This window comes from Treponema ruminis (assembly GCF_014201975.1).
Lineage (GTDB): Bacteria > Spirochaetota > Spirochaetia > Treponematales > Treponemataceae > Treponema_D > Treponema_D ruminis.
The window spans coordinates 101,466-121,605 of the sequence record NZ_JACHFQ010000003.1; the positions used below are offsets into that span (position 1 = coordinate 101,466).

Genomic DNA, 20,140 nt, shown 5'->3' on the forward strand with positions numbered 1-20,140 from the left:
AAGCATTTTTTTAGCTTTTTTTCGAGTTTTTTCGCACTTTTTTTGCAAAAATCCCAGAAATTACGCCAAGCACTGCAAGGAATCCGAAGACGTAAATCATTCTATTACCATGATTTTCAGTCTTTCTAACAGTTGAATCCGTAATCAATTCCTTACTATTAGAAACGGCATTTTTCTTGCCAGACTTAACCTTTATTATGCCATTCTTAGAAGAAACTTCGTCCGAAGCCTTAGCCTCTGGGCCAGAAGAATCTTTCATTTTTGCAAGAGCAGAATCAAGCTCAGAAGAAGCCGACTCAAACTCACCGCTCAAGCCAGTCCAAGATTCACCCTGTTTTGGAGAAGCACTTGCAATCTCAGCATTTTTCTTAGCGTCTCGTGCCGCTTTCTTTGCAGCCTTTTTAGCCGCCTTTTCTGCAGCCCGGGCAGCCGCCTTTTCAGCCTTAGCTTCTTTGAGAGCCTCAAGTTCTTCATGTGTCATAGAGCGACCAGAGAAGATTGAAGTGATGCCAGAAGAGACGTTATCGATGAAGCGGGTGAAGATGCTTGTGGCAGGATCAGCAGGCGTTCCCATTTTAAGACTAAAGTCCATACCATCAGTCTTAGAATGAGCTAATTCAATCTTAACATCACTTGCAAGATTTGGAACAGACTCAAACTCGATTACAAGTTTGTCAGCACAAGTTTTCTTGTCTCCAAAATTAATTATATATTTATTGTCATTCTCAATTGCACCTGTTGAAGAAGATATAATTGCTGACTCTTTATCACCAAGATAAGCCTTAACAGATGACATTTCCTTGCTTTCACCTTCGTTAAACGAAATTCCATTATTCAAGAAACTGAAATAGTCAATCATATATGCTGACCACAAGCCTGAAATCGTAAGTTTTGTACCGTCAAGAACATATTCCGGTTTTGGTGAAGGAGTCAAATCACATTCAACAACATCATCGTCAAATACAGAGGTAATTTTTACTTTTGAGCCATCAAGGAAATAGAGACCATCCTTGTCAAAATTAATCTCCAACTTCTCCATGATATATCCCTTTGTAAATACAACCTTGCAAGAATTGTCTAATATAGAAGACGAGGCAGGGGTAATTTTTAAAGGCTTGTCAGGATCTGCAAGATTTGGACAAATGAGTTCACCATCAACCTTAATGCCAGAACTTGAAGGCCGAAATTCTGTTATTTCAAGAGACTTAATAGGGAAACTTGAAATAAAGTCAGTAAGAGTCAGTTTTTTAGTTTCTGCCTTAGATTTAATGCTCAAAGCCGTTGGTTTTTCATACACATGCCACCATGTATCGCGCAAACCACGACCAGTTAAATTTGCAGGATCGCCAAGTGCATTTGGTTTTGGATTTGCGTTAACATCTGTATTTATGTATTCTGTCTTATTTCCAACTGCATCTTTTACACAAAGCGAACATTCACTTTTTAAACTTTTAATGTCAGGTAAAGAAACAAAAACATCTTTTTGTCCTTCAGAAGTATCTACAGAAATTTCCTTCCAAATACTTGGATCTCCTAAATCAGTATCAGATCCTCTTACAAAAGTAGTATAAGCCGTAATTGGGCTTCTATTTGCTTCAAGTGTCACCTTAAGTTTTAGTCCTGATTTATAATATACTAAGTTACCACCAACAGTAGACACAGATATAACAGAACCTTCGTAGCTCTGATCTCCCGTAACCTGCTTAACAGTCTTTGCAGCCACTTTATCTTCCGTAAGCCAAACTTTGTATCGGCTTGAGACATTTCCAGCCTTGTCCACGGCGTAGATTCTTGCAGCTTTCGGATTTTCAGTTGACTTTGTAAAATCTAATTCTACAGTTGAATCAATGGCAGAATATTGTTTGTTTTGATTATATTCAATACAGAATCCATCCAAATCATCATCTGCCGTTGTCTGGCTTGGAGTCAATGAAACAGTATTTACACCAAGAAGATCCGTATTGTAATAAATCGTTGATGAATATTTGCCCTGAGCATCAGCAGTTGCTGCGCCAAGATGAACACCATTGCCTTCTTTTGTTGTATCATTTAATACAATACTTGAAGGAACAGCTGGAGCATCCTTATCAAAGACAAATTTGCTAATCTTTTTAGCTTCAGTGGCATCTCCAACAGTTATATCAACATCAGAAAGCGGTGTGAGCTTAATGTTTCCAACCTTGTCGATTGCAGCAATATAAATTTCTGACGCATTTTTAGTTACGGAAGAAGGATCTTGACCAAGAGGCAATTCAAATGTAAGGCTTACATGATCCGGCACATACTGGTATGTATTTATGAAAGTACGATTTTCATCTGTCAACACACCATTTGCTACAAGGCTGTATTTTACTTCTGGATCAGGGCCCAAACCAGCCCCCGGAAGTTCTGTATCTCCGCTAATTTTAGAATCTTCCGCAGTTACAGCCTTAATCTTCAAGCCAGCTTTGTTGAAATAAAGATTGTTGACACTTACTTCAGATTCAGTTTCTGTCACCAAATTTGCAGTTCCATTAGAAGCTTTGACCAATGTAATTTCTGAAACAACAGGGCCGGTTGTATCACGGATAATAGTAACTTTGTAAGCAGCTGCTGAATAAAGACCTACCTTGTTTACGGCATAAATCTCGTAAGTTTTACTTTCTTTAGTCTTATCTACATCAAGGGTGAAAGTTTCATTGCTTGTAGAAACCGTGCCATTAGACGCAGGAGCAAAGCCCTTTATGCCTGTCACGTCTGTTGTGGTGAAAGTCGGCGTGACGGTAACGCTTTCAACGGAACCGTTGACGTAAATTACTGCGGCTCCATCAACATCAGTTCCCCGCTTAAAGCTTCCGCCTTCGCCAGTAGTTTCGATTGTTTCTCCAATTCCAGTTACGTCTTTCGCATTCGTGAGTTTTTTGAATTTAACTGTAAGAGCCTCACTATCACTGTTTATGTTACCAACATAGTCCACAGTGTGAATTGTTGCAGAGAAAGAACCATCCGTAAGAGAACTTGGAATAGGAATAGTAACCAAAGTCGGATTTGTCGCACTTATAGGCTGAATCGAAGTAGTAGTAATCGTGCTAGAATTAATCTGATATCCTCTTAATCCAGAAGCAGTTGCATCTTCTGCTGTAAAATTCACATTGAGCTTGATTTCGGTTAGAGAAGTATCGTTCTTAAAGTAAACTATACTGTTCGTTGAATCCCAGAATGCAACATCTTTTGATGCATCATTAATCACAGGATTTTCCGCAGCATTGTCTGGCAACGTTGGTGCAGCGACAGTGTTATCCTGAATCATTTGAATCACATAAGCTGATTCAGATACGTTACCCGCCTTATCCACGGCGTAAATTTTTGCATCACCCGGAGACAGTTGAATTGTTAATTCTTCATTAACCGTGCCGTCTGTACCAACTCTGTACCCCAAAAGACTAGAATCAGCTGCAGCCAGAGACGGAGTTACAGTTATATTAGTATTAGAAACTTTATTATTGTAATAAAGGTCAATATTTTTTTCAGTGGATGTAGAACCTACGCTATACCATCCGTCCTTGAAGGAGTCGTTTGGAGAGATAGCAACCGAAGTTGGCGGTTCAGGTCTTGTTTCATCACAGATGAATTTGTTTATCGTAACCTCAGAATTTTCGCCAACTGTTATTTTGACACTAGAAAGAGGTGTGCGGCTTATATTTCCAAGATAGTCTTTTGCGGCAATGTAAATTGCAGAAGAAAGAGCGTCGTGTTTGCCAAGCAAGAGACTTCCAGCAGCAAACCAAGTTGTTGGAACTTCGGTATTTGAAGTGGTAATTGCAAATACTTTATTATCTGGAAGACCTGAGCCCATAGTTTTAGTATTTTCATATTCTTCAATCAGAACATCATTTTCACCAACACTATTAATAATTGCATTTTTGTCATTGTAATACAAATTATTTGAGCCAGATTCGGCCAACAAATTCGCAGATTTGCTTGAGTCTATAGAAAGTGTAAGAGATTTTACCTCTGGACCTGTAACATCACGGAAAATTTTCAATGTATATGCAGAAGCAGAATACAGACCTATTCCATTTTTAGCATAGATTGTATAAGGCTTACAACCGTCTTTATCAGAAGGCAAATCACTAAGTTCGATTGTATATGTACCGCCAGTGCCTTTTGGAGAATAACCACCTGTAGCTGAAAGAGCAAATCCGACAATATCGGTTATGTCATCATACTCGAGTTCAGGGATAATTGTAATCGCGGTTGTTTCGCCATTAACATAAATTCTCTGTGCAGATTCAACTTTGATAGTTCCATCAGCAGTAACTTCACCAGTTCCAATTTTTATGCCAGTTACCTTTGGTGCATTTGTAATCTTTATGACAGTAAACTCATATGGTTCACTTTCATTACCAAGACCATCAACAGCTTTAATATAAACTTTTTTGCCGTTTGTTGTTATATCCGAAGCGGTTGTTATGCTTGTAACATTGATAGGAATTTTTCTTGCAGTAGCACTATAAGAAGAAGCCGGTGTTTCAGAGAATGTTTTAGTCGTTGACCATGAATCAGTACCAATTTTAATCTTATATCCCTTTATGCCAGCAACATCCTCAGGGAAATTTACGTTTACATAGAAAGTTTTATCTTCACGATCGTCAACAGCTTTACTGTACCAAACTTTATTTGCATCGCTGGCTTTGGTTGAAGTGTATGCCAAGCTCTCAGTATTTGGTATAGAAACAGTACTTGGAGCAGCTGCTGTTCCGTCGTAAGTCCAAGTTGCTTCTGTGCCAGAAGGCAAATAATACTCTTTAGCAGGAACATTTCCAACACTCCAAGTTTCAATAAACAATGAGCCGCTACCAGTAAATTGACTTTTAGCCCCAGAATTTTCGGCATGTAGCTTACCATCTGAAGTTTTACCATACGCAGCAAATGAGAAAGTTATTGTGCCACCAGTATAAGTAGAACTATCACCCCTATCTACTTCCGTAGCTGCAATAGAATATCCAAACCTAGCATTATCCCAATTATCATAAACGCCATACCATCTTATAGGATCACTTGTACCAATTGCCGTAAGTTTTGTAGAAACAGTTGTATTTTTATTAAAATAATAAACAGATCCATCTTCGCTTGGTACATAGTTACTAACAGAAGTATCATCTTTTGAAATTGACGGTCTTTCATCGTTTATTTTAATTGTAAGTTTTTTTGCAGAACTTAAATTTCCTGCATAATCTACAGTATAGAAATAAATATAACGAGGATCGGAATCAGGCACAGCCAAATTAAAATAGTCTTTCGGAACAATTGTGAAAGTAAATGTATTAGGGGTTGAAGAATTAGTCTCTTTTTTTGTATATTCTGTCCAATCTGTAGGTACGCTAGTTATTCCAGAATCCGTAGAAATAAAGCAATATTTTGCAACACTAGTTACAGAAGTTTTATTCGCATCTGAAGTCGTAACTTTTATTGTAAAGCCTTGGAATCCACCATCTTTTTTATAACCATTATATTTATCATAATTTGCATTGTAATTGAAATGAATTGTATCACTAGAAAATTTACCATAGCTACTAGTCGTCATTTCGAAAGCTGAAACTGTTGGCTTAGTATTATCGATACAATAGACTTTATCAGAAACAGGAATCTCATTATTCTCAACAGACAAATTGTAAGTTGCTTTATTACCGAGAATATCAATAGCATACAAACAGAAAGAATATCCAGAAGAACCATTACCCCCAAGTTTATAGTTTACATAGCCATCTTCATCAGGAGAACCAGGTAATGTCTCATAAGACGAACTACTGTTAACTCCTTTTAGTATATCTTTATATTTTCCACTGCTATTCTTTTCAAGAACACCACAATCCTCGTCATAGGCAGCACCTTGAGAATCAGAGCCATCGCTATAGGCCGCAGTCTTTGGAAGTTTGACATAAGCCTGATTAGTACCACTAGACTGATAGAAAACCTTGCCTCCATAATAACCTACACCGCCTTGTACTACGGCACGGTGATAGGAATCTTGACCTACGTAACCATCACCACACTTGAACTTAGGGCCTGTTCGGTCACGCATAACTGCAAGATAAATTGTAGTCGCGTTACCACCTGAGTCTTTGACAGTAATTTCATACAATTTGCCCTTATAGCCAGTAGATGCAGTCTGATAAGGCGAATCTCCATCACCATCAAGATAAATTGGCATTTTAACTGTATATGTACTATCCGAGGCTTTAGCAGGAACAGCGAAAGGATATTTTTGAGCTTCAGTTCCTATAATTTTTTCTGTGCCATTTGACGTAATGACATATCTATTGACGGAAATTTCTGTAAGGAGACCACTATAACCTGTTGTATCCGTACCGTTTTTGTCTCTTACAACGAAAGTTCCCTGAATATATCCGTAAGCAGTACCTGAATTTTTTGCATTTGAGTAAATTGTGTAAGGATTTTCTTTTGTATATCCTATTTTTTCAGAATTACCAGAAGTTTTAAAGGTTCCACTAAATGAGTCTGTTGCAATAGCTGCATTTTCGGAATCAGGCTCGACATTGCACTCCAAGAGTTTTTTTGCACTGGCGTCATAAATTTTTCCATCTGTAAAATCCTTTCCTTCCAATGCAGTTGCCAATGCTGGATATTTTTCAGTCAAAGCTTCAATATATTGGGCACCAAATTTCATAGTAAGCTCTGGCGGATTGTCGTCAACGCTTGAAGTGATTGTAATTGGTGTTTTGTTTCCTACTTTATCAAATACATAGAATTTATTACTTGTAATTGAAATAGACTTTTTTGCATTTGAATCGTTGTTTGTAAATTCAAGATAATAACCATTACCATCTTCGCATGAAGCAAGAGAATCTTCCGCTAAATATTCATCCCAGCTATAACCATACAAGCCAGAACCAGATTCAGTAATATAACTGTGTGGAATATAGACATATACAGTCTCACCGTTCCTAATTTTATCAGATGCATCCTGAGAGAATGTAATTGCTAGAGAATTTGTAGATTTTGCATCAATACGATACAAGTTCTGATTATCATTTATGTGAAGACCTGTAGTTTCACTACCAAAATTTACCGTAGGTGCAGTATTATCAACCTGATACTTCGTATTACCCAGGCGAACAGTCTTTACACGGCCAAGCTTGTCGGCAACATGCAGGTAAATCTCCTTAGCAGAGTTTTCTTTAGCCATTGCATCAAGATTTCCAATTGAAACAGGAACTTTTCCTTCATGCTCGACACTGTTTCCATCAATAATCGTCCACTTATCATTAGGTGAATAAATATTACTAATTATACCAGAAATAGATGAAGTTTCTTCTATTTCTGGTAAATGAGAATAATAGTAAGCATAAGGAGCAAATGAATCTACATCAATATAGAAGAACATACGATACTTATTATATGTATCACTTGAATAATTTGGATAATCATGTTTTGTATTAATACCAGTATCAGTTTTTGCACTATTTTTATATTTATTAGAACTAACCCATGTTATTCCAGTTGTTGAGTCTACAGATGACCTTCGTCCGTCATTATACGGAACAAGTTTGGCAATTTCTTCTGCACTTGAGTAGGAATCTGCGTTCACGTCAACCTTTGTTCCATCGCCATGAACGCCAGTGCCGCCCAGCCAGATTTGTGGGGCTTCTTCGTCAGCAGAGTAAACAAACTTACCGTACCAGTAATCTTTTGCCGCCGCTGTTGAACCGTATTCTGCAGCGTTGACTTTTACATTGAGCTTGCTGATATTGATGTTTCCAACGCGGTCTTCGGCAACGACATAAATGTAAGGCGTTGTTTCAGAACATTCTTTCGGATATTCAATATTGCTCAAAGTGATTGTGCTGCCCGAAGGAATTCCGTAGAAATACTTGTTTTTGTTAGCATCTTCTTTTATCCAGCTCATTACGACTTCACGGCTTGGTGTTGTAGCAGAGTTAGAAGGATAAAGGAAGAGTCTTACTGCCCAGTTATCAGAATCAGCGTTTCCGCTTTCTATTGCTACGGTTTCAGAAGGTTCATTGTTAATTACAAAACTAGCTTTTGCATTGTCAGAGAAGAAAATCCTATTATCAGTCTTTCCTTTTTCTTTTTCTGATTCGAGCCCTGCCGCATACATAACCTTAAGTACAGCGGATGAAGCAGAAGAACCGACCTTCCACATGTGGTCAGGCATCATATAATCGAAATCAAGGCCGTTTGCGCTGAGCTGGTTGTTTTCTGGCACAAATCCATCATCCGTGCCGTTTGCGTTCTGAGGAATCGTATTGTCACAAATCCAGATATCAGGTTCAGCTTGCAAACCTGCTTCGGTCTTCTGCTTGATTTCGACTGACTTAACGTTACCTACATTATCCTTGAACCACAATCGCATGTTGAGAGGGTTCTTTCCGTCGTTCTTTGGATAGAGCGTGAGTTTAGTTGTTCCGCTTGTGAACGGAATCCACTTGTTCCAGTTCTGGAGTGCAGTTGTCGGTGCTGCGTATTCGCCTTCAAGTACAGCTGCCGGTGCCTGTGCAGAACCGTTAATTGCGTAATATGCGACGCCACTGTTTATCGTGAAGTTCTTTTCTTTGTGATTTGCAAGATTGACTTCGATTGTAACAGGATTTACGCCGTCCTTGCCGCCGTTTCCGTCATTGTAGTATACGGCATAACCCGAAACTCCGCTGACTCCATCGACCCCCTCAGACTCTTCACGTGTCAAGGTCTTTGGAACAGAAGTCTTGAAGATGTGATAGTTCTCGCGAGATTCTTTATATTCCATATTGTTCTGGAGAGAACTGCTTTCATCATCATCATTTACAATCTCAGCCTCGCCGTCTTTTACGACATGGACAGACTTAGTTTCAGTAGAAATATTTCCGGCTCTATCTTTGAGAACGATTGTATATTCATGGTTGCTTGAAGCATCGAATTTAACGTCAGTAATCTTTGTGAGGATTGCCTTGTTAGATTCTTTTGCGGCAATTGCAACGGCACCAGAAGTCTTATCAGAAGCATCACTTACAAAATACAATCCGTAGAAGTTTGTGTCAGATGCATTTACAGTGAGGTAAATCGGCTCGCTCTCAGTACCTTGCGGTCGTTTATAGAAGTAAACTTCGCCATCGCTTGCAAGGATTCTTGCTCCAGAAGTTTTTGGCCATACATAATCAGCATCATTTCCGTTTTCACCGATTGTACCCATTACGACAGCAGCATTAGCATTATTGCCCCAAGCAGGAGCTGTTGTATCAAGGGTAATCTTGTCGTTTACGGCTTTTTCTGAGTCAGACCAGCCTGTAAGGTCAACTGGGTAAATGCTGACCTGGTTTTCGCCCTCTTCGCCAGTCAGTTCGACGTTTGTAACTATGAATTCGCAGACTTTTTCACATGCATAAGAATATGGAAGAGTTGCTGTCAAATTATCACTGCTTCTTTCAACGCCTGTGATTTCTTCGTAGCCATCGCCGTTTGTAGCTGCATCAGCATGGGTCAGGGCAGCTGTGTCAGCCGCATCAAGATCCTTGTAATAGAATTTAGAAGAAGAAGTGAATCTTGCTCCGCCGCTGATGACAAGGTGCTTGACGCCGCTTCGCTTAGCCTTTCCTCCAGCTGGGGCAGCCGTCTTAACTGCAACATTTACGAGTTTTTCATTTGTAAAGCCTTCGAGTGCGACTGTATTGGCATCTGCATCAGCTGTGCCGTTGATTGCCTCAGAACCGCCACGGTCAACAATCTTGACTCCGCCTTCAAGCAGGAGTGGAGCCGTAAAGTCAACAAATACGCTTGGAACAGTTTCGGTGCTATCTGCTTTATATGCGATGTCCGAAGATTTTGAATCATCGTCAGTATTAAGGGCAAAGTCTGTAAGTTTTACAGAAATCTTGTTTTCGCCCTCGGCTGTGAGGGTTGCGTTTGTGATTGTAACAGTGAAGTCGCCGTTTTCGCTGCGGAATGTCGGCTTAGAATTTGTAATCAGGGTGATTGTTGCAAAATCAGAGCTGACTTTGTAATCGCTTCCCTTTACGAGTTTTGTCGTGCCGCATGTGATTTCTGAGGCAGCTGTGAGGCGGAGGTTTTCACCCAGCTCAACAGTTTTTACGCCGGAACCGCTCTCGGCAATTGTAAGCTCAAGTTCAAGTTTTGCCGGAACTTTGCCAGCTTCCTCGAAGTCTTCTTTTGAAATCCAGTATGAATCAACAGTTTCTCCCGGCTGAGTGCGGGCAATGAGCCTGTTGATGAAGATTCTCTGAATCTTTGGAGAAGTTGAATCAGATTCAAGGTCAATTGTACCGTCTGCAGCACAGCCGTTGAGGGCCGCGTCTGCAAGATGGAGGTTGATTTTGTATGATTTATTGTCCTCGAATGTGTCTGCGACTTTGATATTCTGCAATACGAAGAGGCCGCTGGTGTATTTCTGAGGCTCTGTAAATGTGATGTAGTTGTCTTTGACAGTGTAATCAGCTTCTGCCTTGAGAAGTTTGGCATTTTCAATGAGGGTGGCTGTATCGGCCGGCTTAGTTTCTCCGCCCTCGCCTGCACTTTCTGCCAGTGCATCAATGTCTGCATTTGAAATGTATTTGATAGCAAAGTCAGCTGAGTCAAACGGTGTGGCACTTGAAGAACTGTCGTTGAGCTTTGGATCAATTCTGAGGACTTTTACGCCCGTCATGACTTCCGTGAATGGCAGGCAGAGATCCATGTTGCTTACGACAGCTGCCTTTGATACGCCGTAGACGCCTTCCTTAAGGTGCCATGTTACCTCTCCGACTACAGGAGCGGCACGGTCAAGAGTAATCATTGGTGTTGAAACTTCTTTTGAGACCCAGCCTGTGAAGTCTGTTGCTGTAATTGAAATCAGCTGCAGGCCGTCGTCTGAGCCCTGGAGTTCAACATTTGTGAATTTGAATGTGTTGGCAGCAGTAAATACATAGTTGACGAATGTAACGATACTGCCGTCAAGAGTATATTCTGTTTGAGCAAGGAGTTTTCCATCAACATAAACAGCAGTTTCCCCTGTGAAGAGGCCGTTTGAAAGAGAGAGAGACCTTACGCCGCTGCCATTTGTTTCCGGGCTGAGCTTGAGCGAGAGGTCGACGTTTTTTGTGTCGGTGTATACAGAGACAAGGCGGGCTTCGGCAAATGTTTTTTCGTCGGTTGCGGAATCTGCCTTTCCGTCGGCAAGAGCCGGAGATTTTTCTGCAATGGCAGGAATCTGGCTGTCGCTGAATACCTGATAGATTGGAGATGTTGAAGTGTCGTCAATGTAAAGGTCGAAGTTACCGGCATTTTCGTTAGAGCCAGTGTTGTCGACGAAGTCCTGGAGAGATACAGAAACTTTGTTTCCTTCTTCGCTGTTCGGCTTGTCGAGGCGGATATTTGTGAGCTCGAATCCGATAGAGCCGGTCTGTTTGTAAAGGTCAGGCTGCTCGTAATCGAAGAGAGTGACTGTGTTGGTCTTGGCATCGATTGTACAGCGGTCTGAAGATACGGCTCTGCCTTCGATGATGAAGCTTGTGTCTTCTGTGATATGGGCATTTTCTCCCAGAGTGATGACTTTGACGCCGGAACCGTTTTCTGTTGCCGTAACTGCGACAGTAACGTATTTTGCATCTTTGTTTTCGTCGTAGGCGCTTCCTGGAAGCCAGTACGTTGTTTCGTTTTCGTCATAAACCAGACGCGGAACGACGTTCTTGATGACAACGCGGTCGACAACTGGTGGCATGGTATCGTGAGCCAGCATGACTGTCTTTTCGCCAGCCTTGTTGAGTGCTGAATCGTAGAGGGTGATTGTAACTGTGTACATACCGTCTGCTTCGCCCAGCGTGAGGTTCTTAATATAGAAGATACCTGTGTTGTAGCTTGACTGGAGGACGTGGAGAGATTCGATTCCATTCGGGAAGATAGAAGCTCCGACATTACCCTTGCTGTTGAGAACGTCCTGCAGGCTGCTTGTGTCTGCTTCGATTGCAACGGCTGCTGCCTTCTCAGGGCTTTCTTCGACAGAGTAAAGGATTGAAGCATGTTCGAATGCATTTTCAACCTGTTTGCCGTCAGATGCCTTGATTGTGAGGCCGAAGACTTTAACACCACAGAGTTCTTCTGTAAACGGAACTTTGATGAGCATTGATTCTGGAACGACAACATCCTTGGTAGAGTTGAGTCCCTGAGCTCCGCTTGCGTCAACACAGTATACTTTTCCGGTTTCTGGAGCTGAGTTATCGCAGAGTACGGAAGAAATCTGCATTGCCTTAGAAATGTTGCCCAAATCGTCCATGAGTCGGATTGTGACAGAAACAGGTCCGTCACTGTCAACTGCGGCAGCACCGATTTTATATCTTTCTGAAACTGGAACCCAGGCCTTGTCGTCTGCTGCAACCTGCCAGTCTGTTGATGTGCCAAGGTGGCATACCCACTTAAGGTTTTCATGAGCCGCAGCGAGTTTCTGGTGACCGAAGTCGCGGATTGGGTCAGAAGTTTCGTCGTAAATTTCAACTGAATCGATTGTCTGTTTGTTGTACCAGCCGAACGGAGCCACGATAGAAGAAGACTTAATCTTTTCAAGCTCGTTTTCGATGGCAGGAGCCCTGTTGTCCTTTATTACGAAGACTGAGCGAGGACCATTACCCATGCCATCAGCATCATCAATAGACGGATCGTAGCCTGTAAGACCGTCGTTACCAGTAGAGTCAACGGCGTAAACCTCAATCTGGATGAGGCCGTCTGGCAGAGAACTGAGGTCGTAAGTGTAGAGACAGCCTGCAGATTTACCGCCTGTGATTGTCCTGAATGCACCGTTTATTTCACTCAAATTCTGGCCGGCAGCATAAGTGTCGATTACATTTGGTATGAAGTTGCCCTCAGCGTTGCCGTCGATTGCATTTCCTTCGAGGTCAGTAATGCTCTTAGCCCGGAATCCCAACATGAGAACGTCAGATTCCATACGTTCACCGTTGGCCTGAGCAATATCCTGAGCGTAAACGTAGAGGTTAACCTTGTTCTTAACTCGGTGAGTAAGAAGCTCGCCAGTATAAAGGCTGTTAGAAAGGTCAGCTGTAGCAGTATCAGCAAGTCTTGTTGGCGTACTTGCGAATTTAGAACAGTCGCTGCCAATGCCAGCAGTCATTTCAGTGATTAGAGGTGGCAAAGTATCGACATAAGTACCGATATTCCATTCAAGTGTTTTTGAGTCAGCCATTGTGTAGCCGGTAGAGTCGGCAACGTCATCCGTAAAATACAAGCGGACGACAACGGCAGGGTTGAACATTTCGGCTGTATCTCTGAATGAGAAGGTAACGAGGTTGCCCTTCTCGTTGATTTCCATTTTAAATTTTTCGGAGATATCTGTTTCGTTGAGGGAGAAGTCAGCGGCTCGGGTAGCCTGAGAAATAATGAAGTTGCCCTCAAATGACTCGATATCCATTGGTTTTGAGAACTGTACTCGGAGTTTGGTATTTCGGACAGGAATCTGGCTTGTTCCAGGGAAGGTACCGGCGATTGTTGGTCGGACTGCAATGACAGGCATAATCCAGATGTCATCGCGGGTCTGAAGGACAGTGACGTTTGTTGTCTCAGCGCGCGGATTTTCAAATTTGACTACGCTTGCATCAAGCTCCAGGCTTCCGAAATTTGCGTAATAATCATCGTCATTGGCGTAAACCATAGACATGTGCTGCTTGGCAACATCAAAATCTTTTGTAGAAAAGGCTGCCCAGCGGTAGAAAGCGTAATCCGAGTTGGTTACGGCAGTTACAGAAAAGGCTACGTTGTTTTTAACCTGATAAGAAGCGGCATCAACAGGAGTTGTCTTACCGAATTTGATTGAGGCGTAACGAAGGTAGACGTTCATTTTGTCGGCATTTGCAACCGAAACTTCGCCCTCGATTTTGTCGAAAAAGCCGTCGTCTTCAAGGAAAGAACAAGAAAAAGAAATTCCTGCAGCAAGAGCAATGAAAGCAGAAGCGCAGACAGTAACGATGAAGCGGGCAGACTTAGCCCTAAACAAATTTTTCAAACACGACATTTTTTAAATCCTCAGTCCGAACAGAATACCCCTATGGTAATTCTTCATTATATTTTAACAACAATAATATCGATTTTCAATATTTTCGGAAAATTTTTTCCTATGTATTTTCTTATTTACAAATTATTTAGCAGGGATTTGAGGAAATTATATTCCTTTTCGCTGTAATCCCCTGCCCTTACCTCAAATTCTGAATAGCCGACGCGGACAATGACAGCCGGATACTCAGGGTGAGCCAGCCAGAAGAGGTAGGCATCCCGGAAATTATTAAAGCGGCCGAGTGGAACGTAGAAGCGTTTTTTCTTCAAGTCATCCTCGTAAACGGCCTGAATCAGTGAAATGTTTCGGCTTTCTCTTGGAGCTTCATAAGGATACTTGCCTTTTTTAGCCTTACCCTGTCTGAATGAGATGTAATCCCTGAGAGACTTCTTCTTTGTGATTTTAGCAGAAGATTTCTTTGACTTTTTAGGCTTATTCTCTGCCTTATTTACAGCTACACGCTGCCATGTATGGCCGTCAGAGAAGCGGATAGCCATGTCCTTTTTGCCGGAAGTTCGTGAAAGAGCCCTCTCAGCCCGCTCGGCACGCTCTGTGACAGAGCCGCTTTCGCTTTCGGTGTCAGCGTTTTCAGCGACAGGAGTGTCGCTCTCAGCTGGAGAGTCGTCATAAACAGAGCTGTCGCTATAAACAGGAGTGTCGGCGGTCTCGGTGAGAGAATAATCGGCTGATGGCGAGTTTTCTTCTATATAAATATATTCTTCGGCTGAGTTTTGAGATTCTGGGATACTCTCGCTCTCAGAAAGTCTTTCGTTTTCTGGATAAGATTTGCTTGCAGTACGAGATTCACTCGCTGTACGAGCCTGGGCCTTCTTTTCTTCCTGAGCCTTTTTCTCTGCCTTTTTGGCAAGTTTTTCTTCTTCTTTCTTAGCGGCCGCCTCTTTTCGTGCCTCAACTCGTTTTGCCGTTCCTTCCGGGTCAACGATTTCCGTGATTGAGTCAACAATCGGCGTTACGAATTCAACGACTGCCTCGGTAGTTTTTTCAACCTGCTCAGCAACCGCCTCTTTCGTCTTTGTAACCTGCTCTGCAACGGCTTCAGTTGTCTTTGAAACACTCTCAACCACAGCTTCTGTCGTCTTTGAAACGCTCTCGACTACAGCCTCAGTCGTCTTTGAAACGCTCTCGACCACGGCTTCAGTAGTTTTTGAAACAGCCTCGGCAACCTGCTCGGCTTTCTTAGAAACAGTCTCAACGACAACAGACGTAGTCTCCGCGATTGATTCACTTACGGTCTGACTCTCATGAGGCTCAGCGCGGGCAATCTGATTTGAAGAATCAGTCCCTTCAGAAATATCTGCAACAGGCGCACTTACGCCCTCAATCTGATATGGCGACTCGGCGACTTCTTCGCTTTCGTCTGCCTCAACAAACTGCTCGTTCTGCTCGCCAAGATTTTCTTGAGAAATGGCGGTATTTTCGGCAAGGGTCGTGTTTTCGTCAGAGTTTACAATCTGTCCGTTTTCTTTTGATTCTTTCGTTTCTTTTGAGCCGCCCAAAGCCCGGATTGCAGCAGTAATACCAGAAATTCCTCCGCCAACAATGCCCTTTCCTGCTCCAGCCGCCCCACCGGCTGCCCCTCCAGCGACAGCGGCACCGCCTGTAGCAGCCCCGCCAGTCGTAGAAGCAACGGCAGAAAGAGCACCATCAGCAGGACTTCCGGTCTTTGCGGAAGTTTTTCCTGTCTTTGAGGCTGTCTTTTTAGCCTGAGTCTTCGAAGTCTTTCCAGTCTTTCCGGCTGTCTTTTCAGCAGGCTTTTGGCCCTCAGCCTGAGCAACTGTAGCAGGAGCCGGGCTTTCGCCAGATGTTTCAAGAGCGGTTTTCTGCTCGGCAACTGCATCATACATGCTGCCAGTGAAAGCATCTTCGTCGCTCTCATCGTATTTTTTAACGATTGTCTTTTCGATTTCAGGAATTTTGTATTCCATGTGAGTTGACTGGATGTAAGGGTTTGAAAGTCCGATTTTCGGTTCCTCGTACATGCTCTTGTCGAGGATTTCATACTGACCGTTCATGAATGAATTGCTTCCAACCCAGATTGTTTTTTCAAGTCGCTCAGAAAGTGAGAAAGCCCTTCCCCGGACTGTCTCAAATGAACCGAGATAGGCATAATCCATGGCCAGTTCCATGTCGTTTTCGCGGACCATTTCGTAAGCATCGTCACAAGTCTCGTAGTCACCGACCTCATAAGCACAGCGGGCAAGTCCAAGATATGCGAGGATATTTTTCGGGTCATTATTGATTACCTGTCGGTACATGTAGGCCGCATTTTCGTACTGTTCCTTGGCATAATACATACTCGCCGTGTTGAGAAGGGCGTTTTTATTGTTTGATTTTCGTGCAATTCGGAACTGCTTTTCCGCCTCGTCAAACAGACCGTAACGGACATAAAGAATACCAAAGTCGTTGCGGACTCCAGGGTCTTCTTTTTTGGCCAGCATGTTCTTAAATGAACGGATCTGCGGGTCAATTTCGCGGGTAATCCAGTGGTCGACGCTGTTAGAGAATCTTGAAAGAAGCTGTTTTTTCTCCGGGAGCAAGAATTTTGCCTGGGCGCCAGAGACACCTACCGGCTTGTAAAGTTCCCATGAGTCACGCATTTTGTAGAGCATGGCTTCGTTTGTCCGGGCAGCGACATGCCATTCTCGTGCACCTACCCTCCAGGCTTTTGTGTAGCCCTCGTCAGAAAGGGTGATTTCAAGAGGAACCCAGACTTCGCCGTCAGAAAGAATGTATTCATCGAGTGAGTTGAAGTATCTCCATGCATCTTTTTGCTTTACGCCAGAGTCAAAGGCGATGAAAATGTGTCCCGGAATCGTAATAAATGCCGTGTGAACGCCGACTGACTCGAAGAGGGAGCAAGTGAGGATTGAAAGGTCGTCACAGTCACCGCCACGGTACATCAAAGTCTGATAAGGGAACTGCAAGAAGTCGATGGATGTAGAACCAACGTTGTCGGAATATGAAGAGTTAGGGTCGATTACATAGTTGATGCCGAATTCATCCAGAGCCTCAAAGATTCCCATGGCATACTGAATGTTCAAAGGAACGCCTGAGCGCAAATTGTTTCGCACGCTGCTGGTAACATGGCGGCTGAAAAGCATGGCGGCCGGGTCTTTTGAAGAAACGAAAACGGCTGCACGGCGGTCGTCATCCCAAGACATGGAGTTACGGCCGTAAATTCCCAGGGTAATCGGGAAGGTCTTTCGCTTTTTCTGGCCAAGAACCCGGTATTCAACGATTACGCTGCCCAGAGAGTCTACCTTTTCAATCAAATCAAGCATCTGCTCGTTAAAGAAGGCTACCAGGTCAACGTCAAAGCTTTCCTGCTTTTCCACTCTCTTTCTTGTGGCACAGAGCTGGGGCTGGCCCATGTACTGGCCCTGGAAGAAGCTTACTGAAACGTCGGTGATTCCGCACTCCTCTTCATTTTTGATTTCAACAGTCGCAAATGGATTTTTTTCGTACCACGAGTGCAAGACCGGGAAGACTGGCTTTACTTCCTTTACCTGCATGGAAATAAGCGTGTCACGGCGAATCATTTTTGAGACATTGAGTGTAATTCCGGGTGCCGCTCCCACATCAGAAAAAACGCCGCGGTTAAATTCAACCATCAAGGGCGCTTCAAAAGAAAGATGGGGATTGATTTTATATGCAAAGGAAATTCCGCCTCCAAAAAAGAGGGAATTTTTCGTCGTATCAGAAACCGAAAGGCTGTAAACACCTGCATTTACAAAAGGAAGGATTGAAAAACGCTCAAAAATCGGAATATAAAAGCCAAGACCGACGTTTGCTCGCATTGCCGAGGCCGAAGACAAAGTTTCGTCAGTTTTTGTTTCGCGAGGAAGGATGAGATAATCAAATCCGGTAGAAATTTCAAGAATTGTGGGGGTGCGGTAAGCAAGTTTTACACCGCCGCCATAGGTTGAAGTTACAGGAAAGGCATCATAATTGCTTGAAAATACACCGCCCAAATAGCCGTGCACATTCAAAATCACGTCACCATCGGCAAAAGTTGCAGCCAAAGGAAGAAAAGCTGCAGCCAAGATGAGGATTATTTTTTTTGAGAAGATGTCTTTTTGCCTTTTACTCCAATTCCCCCATGATGCGCTCAAGATTCTTCTTGGCACTTTCATTGTCAGGATCTTTTTGAATTGCTCTCTCATACCACTTTTTTGCTTCTAGATAATCTTTATGTAATGATGCAATATTGCCTAAGTTATTCATGGCGGTGACATTTCCCATGTTTGCAGATTTTTTATAAACCTGCGTAGCTTCCTTGTACATGCCGGCCCTAACATAAAGCATACCTAGCTGGTTATAGTTATCGGCATTTTCACCACCATTTTTTATGACATTCTGTACCTTTTCAATTTTCGGACCGAACTCAGTTGCGACGTAGCGGGCCATATCGACTTCAGCAGAGGCAACAAGCCGTTTTTCATCAACATTAAAGTTAATGTTCTTTTTATCCTTATCATTATCATTAATAGTAGAAAAACCGTTTGACGGATAGAGTTTCCAGGCGTCTTCAAGAGGAACCAGGGTAAGGTCGGCTTCTGTCTCAAGCATCATGTTGATGACTTTTGCCGCGTTGTGCCAGCTGTTAATGAATCCTTCCTGCAGGCTTCGCATTGAAAGAGGAATCCAGACATTGCCGTCAATATCAAGGATGCGGGATGTGCCGTTGAAGTAGCGGTCAGCCTTGTCCATTTCAACACCAGTATCGAAAAGAACGATAAAGTCATCATCAATAGGAATATAGGCACCGTGAATACCGACCGACTCAAGCAGAGTCATGGTAAGGATACCGATGTCGTCACAGTCGCCGCCGTTGTAGAAAATCGTATCGCAAGGATACTGGATGGAATCGAGCAGAGCCTCATCAAGATGGAAGCGGTTGTAAGGAGTCTCAAAGTCGCTCTCACATTTCATTCCGGCAATTCTCAATCCTTCAAGAAGATACATTGCAAACTGAAGGTTGCGGTTTACGCCTGAGCGGAGTTTTGTTCGGGCGATACCGACGAGAACCTTTGAAACTTCCAGAACTTCAGGAGCCGAAGAAGAAATATATGCGGCAAGTGCCTGAGGGTCGTTCCAGCGTACCTGGGTTCGGTTGTAAACAGGAATGATGACTGACGAAATTGAAGTTTTTCTCTCACCAAGTAAATCGTAGCTGACAATGATTTCACCAGGGATTTTGCTGGCTTCAGTAAATCCGAGGATTTTTTTGGAAAAGTCAGCAAAGAAAGGAACTTCCTTGACCTTTCGCTTTCTGATGCTTGAAATTGAACCGCACTTAAGCTCGGAAGAAGTATAGCCCTCTGCACGGAAAGTGACGGTAACGTTTCGGATTTCAGCGGACTCATTGTTTTTGATATAAATGGTTCCGAATGGGTTTTCCTTATACATTGTATAGAAAAGAGGGAAAAGGCTGTCAGGAATGTCGCTCGTACACTCAACAGAGCCGGCACCGCTGCTTTTTCTTTCTGTTTCAAGATGAAATTTTAAAGCCAGACCGACTGTAAGGCCTGCAATTCCAGGATTTCCGACCCACGAGTTGTTCTGATATGCAAAATATGAAGCCCCTGCTCCGACAGTCCAGTGAGGATTGAGACGGAGGCCCAGGTCAGCAAAGCCCCGGTACCAGGGAGCAAAGTGTGAAGAGGCTCCGTTTTTGGCAATTCCAAAGCCGGCAGCACCGCCAAGAGAGAATTCAATGCGGGCAGCAGGATAAAAGAAGAAATTGGTCTGCAAGCCGAAAGGAATCAGGGAGACGAATTTTGCCTCATCATCAAGAAGCTCGCCGTTATTGTTTTTGGGAATCATGAAATAACCGAAGGAAGGGCCGAAATTGATGCAGCCCAGAAAATCCATGCCGGCACTTAAAAAGCCGCCGCCGCCGATTGGGTCCCACTTGGTTTCCCCGGACGACATGAATGGCATTATGGCACTTGGTTCAGCCTTAAAGGTTAAATCATATGAATATACGGATGCACAGACAAATAGAGAAAAAAACAGAGAAATTAACTTGTACTTACTTTTTAAACTCATTCCTGAAATAATGTATAG

Annotated in this window: 3 protein-coding genes; all 3 read right to left on the minus strand. The window is 42.9% G+C overall.

Features of this window, described 5'->3' with window-relative positions; translation table 11 throughout:
* Nucleotides 1–10: 10 nt before the first annotated feature.
* The 3 genes from HNP76_RS05015 to HNP76_RS05025 all read right to left on the minus strand — a co-directional run bounded on the left by HNP76_RS05015 (nucleotide 11) and on the right by HNP76_RS05025 (nucleotide 20,005).
* On the minus strand, nucleotides 11–14,002 hold the full coding sequence (locus HNP76_RS05015; protein WP_184658120.1) for a hypothetical protein: 13,992 nt from the start codon (nucleotides 14,000–14,002) through the stop codon (nucleotides 11–13).
* Between the two features lie 125 nt (nucleotides 14,003–14,127).
* On the minus strand, nucleotides 14,128–18,114 hold the full coding sequence (locus HNP76_RS05020; RefSeq protein ID WP_184658122.1) for a DUF6268 family outer membrane beta-barrel protein: 3,987 nt from the start codon (nucleotides 18,112–18,114) through the stop codon (nucleotides 14,128–14,130).
* Nucleotides 18,115–18,154: 40 nt separating this feature from the next.
* Nucleotides 18,155–20,005, minus strand: a complete 1,851-nt coding sequence (locus tag HNP76_RS05025; RefSeq protein WP_184658124.1) for a tetratricopeptide repeat protein — start codon at nucleotides 20,003–20,005, stop codon at nucleotides 18,155–18,157.
* Nucleotides 20,006–20,140 lie beyond the last annotated feature (135 nt).